Raw genomic sequence first — 9,639 nt, 5'->3', positions numbered from 1 at the left:
TCGGCGTCACACTAGCATCTCGCAGGCCGATCACAACGCCCCGGACGGGCGCGAGATTACGCCGCCGCCCACCGCCGCGCGCACGCCCGTGGTTCCCGGCGCCGAGGTGGGCAGGCCGCGCATCACGCGCACCGCGAGATAGGCGAAGGCCTGCGCCTCCAGCATGTCGCCGTCGAGCCCCACGGCCTCCACCGGCGCGACCTCGGCGTCGAGCGCGGCGGCCAGCATCCGCATCATCACGGGGTTCTTGCGCCCGCCCCCGGTGACGAGAATCCGCTCCGGCGGGACCGGGCAGTGCTCGAGCCCGCGCATGACCGACGCCGCGACCACGGCGGTGAGCGTGGCCGCCGCGTCGGCGTCCGACAACGCCTCCACCGAGGCGAGGAGCCCCGGAAACGCGTCCCGGTCGAGCGACTTCGGCGGCATGCGCAGGAAATAGGGCTCCGCCATCAGCGCCTCGAGCGCGCCTTCCACGACCCGGCCCGCTCCCGCCAGCCGCCCGCCCTCGTCGCAGGCCGCGCCCAGCCGCGCACGCATCAGGTCGTCGATGGGCGCGTTGGCGGGCCCCGTGTCGAAGGCCAGAAGCGCGCCCTCCTCCTCCGGCGCGGCGCGGCGCGGGTCGATCCAGGTCAGGTTGCCCACGCCGCCCAGGTTCAGCAGGCAGAGCGGCCGCTCCGCCCCGATCCGCTTGGCGAGCGCGAAGTGGAAGAAGGGCGCGAGCGGCGCGCCCTCGCCGCCCAGCCGCACGTCGGCGGTGCGGAAATCCCAGACCACGGGCCGACCGAGCGCCTCGGCCAGCGCCGCGCCGTCGCCGAGTTGATGGGTGCCCCGCCCGCGCGGATCATGGGCCAGCGTCTGGCCGTGAAAGCCCACGATCTCCGCCTCGGGGAAGCGCGCCAGCAGCTCGGCATGGGCGCTCCGGATCACCTCCGCCGCCCGGTCGAGGTCGTCGCCTGGCCAACGCCCCAGCGCAGCGCGCAGCACCGCGCGCTCGTCTTCCGAATAGGGCCGGTAGTCAGAGGCGCCGAACGCCTCCACCCGCACGCCGTCGGTACGGATCATCGCCGCGTCCACGCCGTCGAGCGAGGTGCCCGACATCGCTCCCAGCGCCCAGACAGACCCTCCGCCCATCCTGCTCTTCCCCTTCGCTTGCCCGGGCACTATAGACGGGCCGCGCCAAGGAAGGGAACCAGCCCGATGACCACCTACCGCCCCCGCTCCGACTTCCTCCAGGTGATGCTCGAGCGCGGCTATCTCGCCGACTGCACCGACCTGCAAGGGCTCGACGAGGCGCTGATGGCGGGCCCGACCCCGGCCTATATCGGCTTCGACGCCACGGCACGCTCGCTTCATGTGGGCTCGCTCATCCAGATCATGATGCTGCGCTGGCTGCAGAAGACCGGCCACAAGCCGATCACGCTCATGGGAGGAGGCACCACGAAGGTGGGCGATCCGTCCTTCCGCGCCGAGGAGCGCCCGCTCCTCACGCCCGACCAGATCGACGAGAACATCGCCGGCATCCGCCGCGTCTTCGCGAGCTACATCGACTACGGCGAAGGGCCCTCGGGCGCACTCATGATCGACAACGCCGAGTGGCTCGACGGGCTCAACTACCTCGACTTCCTGCGCGATGTGGGCCGCCATTTCTCGGTCAACCGGATGCTCTCGTTCGAAAGCGTGAAGTCCCGCCTCGACCGCGCGCAGTCGCTCTCGTTTCTGGAGTTCAACTACATGATCCTGCAGGCCTACGATTTCGTGGAGCTTTACCGCCGCCACGGCTGCCGGCTGCAGATGGGCGGCTCGGACCAGTGGGGCAACATCGTCAACGGCATCGACCTCGCCCGGCGCATGAGCGACGCGGAGCTCTTCGGCCTCACCTCGCCGCTCCTGACCACGGCGGACGGGCGCAAGATGGGCAAGACCGCCGAGGGCGCGGTCTGGCTCGACGCGGAACTCGTCTCGCCCTACGCGTTCTGGCAGTTCTGGCGCAACACCGCCGATGCCGACGTGGGCCGCTTCCTCCGTCTCTATACCGAACTCCCTGTCGAGGACTGCGCGCGGCTCGGCGCGCTCGGCGGCGCGGAGATCAACGAGGCCAAGATCGTGCTCGCCAACGAGGTCACCGCGCTCCTTCACGGCCGCCCCGCGGCCGAGGCGGCCGAGGCCACCGCGCGGGAAGTCTTTGAGCAGGGCGGCGCCGGGGCGGACCTGCCCACCCTCGCCCTCGACCGCGCCGAGCTCGGCGGGGGCATCTCCGTCGTGCAGCTCTTCGTCCGCGCCGGGCTCGCGAAATCGGGCAAGGACGCCAAGCGCCTCATCGCCGAGCAGGGCGCGCGGCTCGACGACGCGCCGGTCTCCGATCCCGGGCTCATGCTCGACGCCGCCGCCCTCGCGCGCCCGGTGAAGCTCTCGGCCGGCAAGAAGCGCCACGCCCTCGTCACCCTGGCCGACTGAGCCTTCTTCTTGGCGAAAATACTCCGTGGGTGAATTGGCCGCAGGCCAAGAGGGGGCAGCGCCCCCTCGCCCGCGACGGTGACGCATGCGGGCGTCAGCGCGCCCCGCCGGCCAGCATCCAGGTGCCCTCGGGCCAGAAGGCATGGAACGCGAAGGCGAACATGACGTCATGGGCCACGTCCCGGCCCGCCGCGTCGCGCACCCGCACAGAGCCCACGTCGCGCCCGGCGGCGATCGTGCCGGCATCGAGCGCGGAGGCCTGGCCGGTCCGCCATGACAGCGTGACGCCCGCCTCGGCGATGCGGCCTTCCTCGGAGAGCCGCGAGAGCGGCCAGGCCCGGGTATCCACCCGCACGACGCGGGCGAGCGGCGGGATGCCGTGGGGCGGCATCTCGCCGGAGTAGAGGAAGGGCCGGCGCGCGCTGTCGTAGCCGCGATAGGGGTTGCGGCCATAGGCGCGGTTCCAGTCGGGCTCGTCCATCACGAGCCCCTCGGGATTGCGCGCGGCGAACTGCGCCCAGCCCTCCATCCAGGTGGGCAGCGTCTTTAGCGTGGTGCCCGTCATCTCGCCCGCGATCGCCTCGCCGATGGCCTGCTGCCACCAGCTCTCGGTCTGGCGGTCGTACATGATCATGTCCGAGTGGCGGAGCTTGCCGGAGACGCCGAACGCGAGCGTGCGCCCACCCGCGCGCCGGTCGAAGGTGATGCCGGAATTGCAGAGCGGGCAGAAGGTCACGGCGACGGGCCGCCCGCCGATCTCGTCGTTCACGATCTCGTGCCAGGTGAGGTAGCGGATCGGGTAGGCGCGCGGCCGCTCGCCGGCAAGTTCCACCGCGATCACCGGCTCCAGCGCACCGAGCCGCGTCTCCTTTGAGACGGGGATGAAATCCGGGTCCGAGAGCGCCGGGATCCCGTCCTTCGGCGGGCCGCCCGAGATCACCTCGTCCCAGCTCTCGAGCGTGGTTTTCGAGAAATCGGTATCGGGCCACTCGGCGACCCAGCGCGCGGGGTCGGCGGCGACCGGCCCGGCGGCGGCGAGCGCGAGGCCGAGCGCGGCGAGAATCGTTCTGGGTGTCATGGCGCGGTCTCCCATGCGGAACTTCCGCACAGGGTGCGGGCGAATCGCCCGCCCGCACAGCCCCCTTGCCGCGAACGTGACCGGCCGCGAGGCCCCGGCTCAGTCGGTGACGGTGACCCGCTCCATGACGTCGGGCTGCCCGATCACGGCGCCGTTCTGCCCCTCGCCGCGCTTGATCGCGTCCACCACCTCCATGCCGGAGGTCACGCGCCCCACGACCGTATACTGGCCGTTCAGGAACGCCCCCGGGGCGAACATGATGAAGAACTGCGAATTCGCGCTGTCGGGGTTCTGGGACCGGGCCATGCCGACCACGCCCCGCTCGAACGGGATGTCGGAGAACTCGGCCGGCAGGTCCGGCATGGCCGAGCCGCCACGCCCGGCCATGGACATGTCGCCGCCCATCTTGCCGAACTCCACGTCTCCGGTCTGCGCCATGAAGCCGTCGATCACGCGGTGGAAGACGACCCCGTCATAGGCGCCCTCGGCGGCGAGCGTCGCGATGCGCTCGGCGTGGGCGGGCGCCACGTCTTCGAGAAGGTCGATGGCAATGGTGCCCTCGGCTTCGCCCGAGACCTCGATCTCGATGCCGGTGGCGAGGGCGGGAGAGGCCGCGAAGGCCAGGATAACGGCGAGTTTACGCATCGGCGGCCACCTTGACGCTGATCATCCGGTCCGGGTTCGCGGGCGGCTCGCCGCGGGTGATCGCATCCACATGCGCCATCCCGTCGATCACGCGGCCATAGACCGTGTACTGCCCGTTCAGGAAGTGGTTGTCCTTGAAATTGATGAAGAACTGGGAGTTCGCGCTGTCGGGGTTCTGGCTGCGCGCCGCGCCGAGCGTGCCGCGATCGTGCGGGATGCGCGAGAATTCGGCCTTGAGATCGGGCAGGTCCGAGCCGCCGGTGCCCGCGCGGCGCAGGTTGAAATCGCTTTCCATGTTGCCATGCGCCACGTCGCCCGTCTGCGCCATGAACCCGTCGATCACGCGGTGGAAGGCCACGTTGTCGTAGGCGCCGGCGCGGGCCAGCTCCTTCATCCGCGCGCAGTGTTCCGGCGCGATGTCGGGCAGAAGCTCTATCACGACGGTGCCGTCCTTCAGCTCCATCAGGATGGTGTTCTCGGGGTCCTTGATCTCGGCCATGGCCGGCTCTCCTTCGCCTCGGTTCGCCACACTCCTAGGCCGCGTGCGGCCAGCCCGCAAGCTTCGCATTGACGCGCCGGGGCGGCCCGTGGAAGAGGAGCCCGGGCCGCAACCGGGCAGGAGGGGACGATGGGCTGGGCGACGCTCGACGACATGGCGCTCGAGGGCAAGCGGGTGCTGATCCGCGTGGACATCAACGTGCCGGTGCAGGACGGCGAGGTCACCGACGCGAGCCGCATCGCCCGCACCACGCCCACCATCCGCGACGTGCTGGAGGCCGGCGGCCGGCCGATCCTCTTGGCCCATTTCGACCGCCCGAAGGGCAGGCGCGTGCCGGAGATGTCGCTGGAGCAGCTCGCACGCCCGATGCAGGACGCGCTCGGCGTGCCGGTGCGCTTCTGCGAGGCGTGCGTGGGGCCCGCCGCCGAAGCCGCGGCGGACGCGCTGCCCGCGGGCGAGGTGCTGCTTCTGGAGAACACGCGCTTTTACCCGGGCGAGGAGGCCAACGATGCAGATTTCGCCGCGGCGCTGGCGCGACTCGGCGACATCTACTGCAACGACGCCTTCTCGGCCGCGCATCGCGCCCACGCCTCCACGGCGGGCATCGCGTCCCACCTGCCCTCCTGCGCGGGGCGGCTGATGGCGGCCGAGCTCTCGGCGCTGTCGCGCGCGCTGACCGAGCCGGAGCGGCCGCTGATGGCGGTGGTGGGCGGGGCCAAGGTCTCGACCAAGCTCGACCTTCTGGCCAACCTCGTGGAGCGGGTCGACATCCTCGTGATCGGCGGCGGCATGGCCAACACCTTCCTGGCCGCCCGCGGCCTTGAGATCGGCCGCTCGCTGGCCGAGCACGACATGGCAGACACCGCGCGCGAGATCACGGAGAAGGCGGCGAAGGCGGGCTGCGAGGTCCTGCTTCCGGTAGACGTAGTGGTGGCGCGCGACCTCGCCGCGGGCGCGCCGCACGAGACCGTGCCCGCCGACGCCTGCCCCGAGGACGCGATGATCCTCGACGCGGGCGCCGAGAGCGTCCGGCGCATCCGCGACGCGCTGGAGCGCGCACGCACGCTTCTCTGGAACGGCCCCCTCGGTGCTTTCGAGTACCCGCCCTTCGATGCGGCCACGGCCGCCGCGGCGGCCAAGGCGGCGGAGCTGTCGCGCATGGGCCGGCTCGTCTCGGTCGCGGGCGGCGGCGATACCGTGGCCGCGCTCAACCGCGCCGACGCGGCAAAGGATTTCACCTACATCTCAACGGCGGGCGGCGCCTTCCTCGAATGGATGGAGGGCAAGGATCTTCCGGGCGTCGCGGCGCTCAAGCGCTGATCGCGTGGTGGTGCGCCGCGCCCGCCCGCGTCAGGCCCCGGCCTGATCGCCGCTCATGTAGGTGTTGTAGAAGGCGGGCTCGCCCATCCGCTCCAGCAGGTCGATCTGCCGGTTGAGCCAGTCCCAGTGGCCCTCTTCGTCGAGCACGATGTCCTCGAAAAGCCGGCGCGTGCCGATATCGTCATTGTCCGAGGCGGCGCGCGCGGACTCGGTGTAGAAGCGGATCGCCTCGCCCTCGTCCTTCCGGTCGGACTCGAAAAGCGCGCGTAGCGACTCCGCCTTCGACGGCGTTGCCGCGGGGGTGAGGTTCGGCGTGCCGCCGAGGAACATGATGCGCTCGATGAACTTGCCGGCATGGCCGAGTTCCTCCTGCATCTCGTCGCGCATCCGCGAGGCGAGCTTGTCGAGCCCCCAATCGTCGAGGACATGGGCATGCAGCAGGTACTGGTGCGCCGCGGTCAGCTCCATCGCGAGCGCCTGTTGCAGGTTGTCGATGCTGGTCTCGTTCTTCATGGCCATGCGGGCCTCCTTTCCTGTCCGTCGCGTTCCCGTGCCCCGTCCGCGTTCCGGGGCGGGTGCACGTTCCTCGGCGCTCCGGCGCGGCCCTGCCGCGCCGATGCGCGCCGGCGTTCATCCCGAAGTGGAGGCTCCATCCCGGTTTTCAACCCGTGCCGGACCCGCGCGTCCCGGATGCGCCGCGCCGGGCCGCCGGCGTGTCGATGCCCGCGGATTCGGGGATTCCCATGGCGAATCGCCTGTGCCATAGTGGCGGCCGACGGCCCGAAAGAGGCCGCGGCCGAGGCAGAGCAAGGCGCAGCCATGCTGACATCGCGATCCCGTCCCGCCTTCGGGGCGATCCTCTTCTTCGCCGGCGCCCTCGGGCTCGGGCTCTACTTCACCTATGCCGCGGTGCAGGGCGATTACGGGCTCTTCCGCCGCGCCGAGGTCGAGGTGGAGAAGGCGCGCCTGGCCGAGGATCTGGCACGGCTCCGCGCCGAGGTGGCGCGGATGGAGAACCTCACCCATCGTCTGTCGGACGACTATCTCGACCTCGATCTGCTGGACCAGCAGGCCCGCGACGTGCTGGGCCTCCTGCGCGCCGACGAGGTCGTGCTACAATAGCCCACCAGCGGCCCGCGGCGCCGCGCCAGAAACCCCCTTACTCCCGCCGGGGGAATCCGCTATGGCTTTTGTTCAGTGCTAAACCATCTGCCTGAGGGAGGGCGCGCCCCCATGGCCACCCGCAAGACCGCCAAGGCCCCCAACGTGTCGGCCGAGGAGCTGAAAGGCTACTACCGCGACATGCTCCTGATCCGCCGCTTCGAGGAGAAGGCGGGCCAGCTTTACGGCATGGGCCTGATCGGCGGCTTCTGCCATCTCTACATCGGGCAGGAGGCCGTCGTGGTCGGCCTCGAGGCCGCCGCCGAGGAAGGCGACAAGCGCATCACCTCCTACCGCGACCACGGCCACATGCTGGCCTGCGGGATGGACCCCAAGGGCGTCATGGCCGAGCTCACGGGCCGCGAGGGCGGCTATTCCAAGGGCAAGGGCGGCTCCATGCACATGTTCTCGAAAGAGAAACATTTCTACGGCGGGCACGGGATCGTCGCCGCGCAGGTGCCGCTGGGCGCGGGGCTCGCCTTCGCCGACAAGTACAACGAGACCGACCGCGTCACCTTCACCTATTTCGGCGAGGGCGCGGCCAACCAGGGCCAGGTCTACGAGGCGTTCAACATGGCCGCGCTCTGGGAGCTGCCGGTGATCTTCGTCGTGGAGAACAACCAGTACGCCATGGGCACCTCGCAGAAGCGCGCGACGTCGACGCCCGACATCTACACCCGCGGCGCCGCCTTCGGCATCCCCGGGGAGGCGGTGGACGGCATGGACGTGCTCGCCGTGAAGGCCGGCGGCGACAAGGCGGTGGCGCACTGCCGGTCCGGCAAGGGGCCCTACATCCTCGAGATCAAGACCTACCGCTACCGCGGCCACTCCATGTCCGATCCCGCGAAGTACCGCACCCGCGAGGAGGTGCAGAAGATGCGCGAGGAACGCGACGCCATCGAGCATGTGCGCGAGCTGCTGCTGTCCGGCGACCACGCCAGCGAGGAAGACCTCAAGGCGATCGACCGCGAGATCAAGTCGGTGGTCAACGCCGCGGCGGATTTCGCCCGCGAAAGCCCCGAGCCCGCGCTCGACGAGCTCTGGACCGACATCTATGCCAACACCGCGCCGCAGGATGCCTGAGGGAGACCCGACCGCATGAGCACCGAGATCCTGATGCCCGCCCTCTCGCCGACGATGGAGGAAGGCACCCTTGCCAAGTGGCTCGTCAAGGAGGGCGACAGCGTGGCCGCGGGCGACATCCTCGCCGAGATCGAGACCGACAAGGCCACCATGGAATTCGAGGCGGTGGACGAAGGCACCGTCGGCAGGATCCTCGTGGCCGAGGGGACCGAGGGGGTGAAGGTCAACACGCCCATCGCGGTGCTGCTCGACGAGGGCGAGAGCGCCGAGGACGTGGCCGAGGCCCGACCGGCCGCGGAGGCGCCGAAGGCGGCGCCCGCTGCCGCGAAGCTCGCCGAGGCCCCGGCCGGGGGCCCCGAGGCGTCCGCCCCCGCCCCCGCGGCAGAGCCAGACGTGCCCGAGGGCACGGAGTTCAGGAAGCAGACCGTGCGCGAGGCGCTGCGCGACGCCATGGCCGAGGAGATGCGCCGCGACGGGTCGGTCTTCGTCATGGGCGAGGAGGTCGCCGAGTACGAGGGCGCCTACAAGATCACCCAGGGCATCCTCGACGAATTCGGCGCGAAACGCGTCATCGACACGCCGATCACCGAGCACGGCTTCACCGGCCTCGGCGTCGGCGCGGCCTTCGGCGGGCTGCGCCCGGTCGTGGAGTTCATGACCTTCAACTTCGCCATGCAGGCGATGGACCAGATCATCAACTCGGCCGCCAAGACGCTCTACATGTCGGGCGGGCAGATGGGCTGCCCCATCGTCTTCCGCGGCCCGAACGGCGCGGCGGCGCGCGTCGCCGCCCAGCACAGCCAGGATTACGCGGCGTGGTACGCGCATGTTCCCGGCCTCAAGGTCGCGATGCCCTATTCCGCCGCCGACGCGAAGGGCCTTCTTAAGACCGCGATCCGCGATCCCAACCCGGTGATCTTCCTCGAGAACGAGATCCTCTATGGCAAGAGCTTCGAGGTCCCGGTGCTCGACGATTTCACCATCCCCTTCGGCAAGGCGAAGATCTGGCGCGAGGGCAAGGACGTGACCATCGTCAGCTTCGGCATCGGCATGACCTACGCCATGGACGCGGCCGAGAAGCTGGCCGAGGACGGCGTATCCGCCGAGGTGGTGGACCTGCGCACGCTGCGGCCCATGGACACCGCCACGGTGATCGAGAGCGTGAAGAAGACCAACCGCTGCGTGACCGTGGAGGAGGGCTGGCCCGTCGCCTCCATCGGCAGCCACGTCTCCGCCGTGCTGATGCGCGAGGCCTTCGACTGGCTCGACGCGCCGGTGCTGACCGTCGCCGGAAAGGACGTGCCGATGCCCTATGCCGCCAACCTCGAGCGCCATGCCCTCGTCACCACCGACGAGGTGCTCGAGGCGGTGCGCCAGGTCACCTACCGCTGAGGGAGCG

The 9,639-nt window shown here is 70.4% G+C and carries 10 protein-coding genes; 5 read left to right on the top strand and 5 right to left on the bottom strand.

Features of this window, described 5'->3' with window-relative positions; all coding sequences use genetic code 11:
- Positions 1 to 30 precede the first annotated feature (30 nt).
- Positions 31 to 1,131, bottom strand: coding sequence for an anhydro-N-acetylmuramic acid kinase (locus AB6A66_RS04200; protein ID WP_371054896.1), 1,101 nt, complete (start codon positions 1,129 to 1,131; stop codon positions 31 to 33).
- Between the two features lie 66 nt (positions 1,132 to 1,197).
- Between AB6A66_RS04200 and tyrS the strand changes: the two genes are divergently transcribed.
- Positions 1,198 to 2,454 carry a tyrosine--tRNA ligase gene (gene tyrS, locus AB6A66_RS04195; protein WP_371054895.1) on the top strand — a complete coding sequence of 419 codons (1,257 nt, stop codon included), beginning with the start codon at positions 1,198 to 1,200 and terminating at the stop codon, positions 2,452 to 2,454.
- Between the two features lie 94 nt (positions 2,455 to 2,548).
- Here the strand turns inward: tyrS and AB6A66_RS04190 are convergent, their stop codons facing one another.
- The 3 genes from AB6A66_RS04190 to AB6A66_RS04180 form a co-directional block, all read right to left on the bottom strand.
- Positions 2,549 to 3,532, bottom strand: coding sequence for a DUF3179 domain-containing protein (locus AB6A66_RS04190; protein ID WP_371054894.1), 984 nt, complete (start codon positions 3,530 to 3,532; stop codon positions 2,549 to 2,551).
- A gap of 99 nt (positions 3,533 to 3,631) precedes the next feature.
- A complete protein-coding gene (locus AB6A66_RS04185) occupies positions 3,632 to 4,177 on the bottom strand; it encodes a peptidylprolyl isomerase (protein WP_371036459.1) in 546 nt (181 codons plus the stop codon).
- Positions 4,170 to 4,676, bottom strand: coding sequence for a peptidylprolyl isomerase (locus AB6A66_RS04180; RefSeq protein ID WP_371054893.1), 507 nt, complete (start codon positions 4,674 to 4,676; stop codon positions 4,170 to 4,172). Before AB6A66_RS04180 ends, AB6A66_RS04185 begins: the two co-directional genes overlap by 8 nt.
- A 129-nt stretch (positions 4,677 to 4,805) precedes the next feature.
- On the opposite strand from AB6A66_RS04180, the gene pgk reads away from it, so the two are divergent.
- The gene (gene pgk, locus AB6A66_RS04175; protein WP_371054892.1) at positions 4,806 to 5,996 is read left to right on the top strand and encodes a phosphoglycerate kinase; all 1,191 of its coding nucleotides are present in this window, start codon (positions 4,806 to 4,808) and stop codon (positions 5,994 to 5,996) included.
- A gap of 30 nt (positions 5,997 to 6,026) precedes the next feature.
- Here the strand turns inward: pgk and AB6A66_RS04170 are convergent, their stop codons facing one another.
- Positions 6,027 to 6,515 carry a bacterioferritin gene (locus AB6A66_RS04170; RefSeq protein WP_371036462.1) on the bottom strand — a complete coding sequence of 163 codons (489 nt, stop codon included), beginning with the start codon at positions 6,513 to 6,515 and terminating at the stop codon, positions 6,027 to 6,029.
- Between the two features lie 303 nt (positions 6,516 to 6,818).
- Here AB6A66_RS04170 and AB6A66_RS04165 point away from each other — a divergent pair, with 303 nt between their 5' ends.
- The 3 genes from AB6A66_RS04165 (at position 6,819) to AB6A66_RS04155 (ending at position 9,632) form a co-directional block, all read left to right on the top strand.
- Positions 6,819 to 7,118 carry a septum formation initiator family protein gene (locus AB6A66_RS04165; protein ID WP_371054945.1) on the top strand — a complete coding sequence of 100 codons (300 nt, stop codon included), beginning with the start codon at positions 6,819 to 6,821 and terminating at the stop codon, positions 7,116 to 7,118.
- A gap of 111 nt (positions 7,119 to 7,229) precedes the next feature.
- A complete protein-coding gene (gene pdhA, locus AB6A66_RS04160; RefSeq protein ID WP_371036463.1) occupies positions 7,230 to 8,240 on the top strand; it encodes a pyruvate dehydrogenase (acetyl-transferring) E1 component subunit alpha in 1,011 nt (336 codons plus the stop codon).
- A gap of 15 nt (positions 8,241 to 8,255) precedes the next feature.
- A complete protein-coding gene (locus tag AB6A66_RS04155) occupies positions 8,256 to 9,632 on the top strand; it encodes a pyruvate dehydrogenase complex E1 component subunit beta (RefSeq protein WP_371054891.1) in 1,377 nt (458 codons plus the stop codon).
- The last annotated feature ends 7 nt before the right edge of the window (positions 9,633 to 9,639 follow it).

The sequence above is a fragment of the Rhodosalinus sp. K401 genome, from assembly GCF_041365735.1.
Taxonomy (GTDB): domain Bacteria; phylum Pseudomonadota; class Alphaproteobacteria; order Rhodobacterales; family Rhodobacteraceae; genus Rhodosalinus.
Note: the sequence above shows the minus strand (reverse complement) of the source record. Positions and strands in the feature narration are given on the sequence as shown.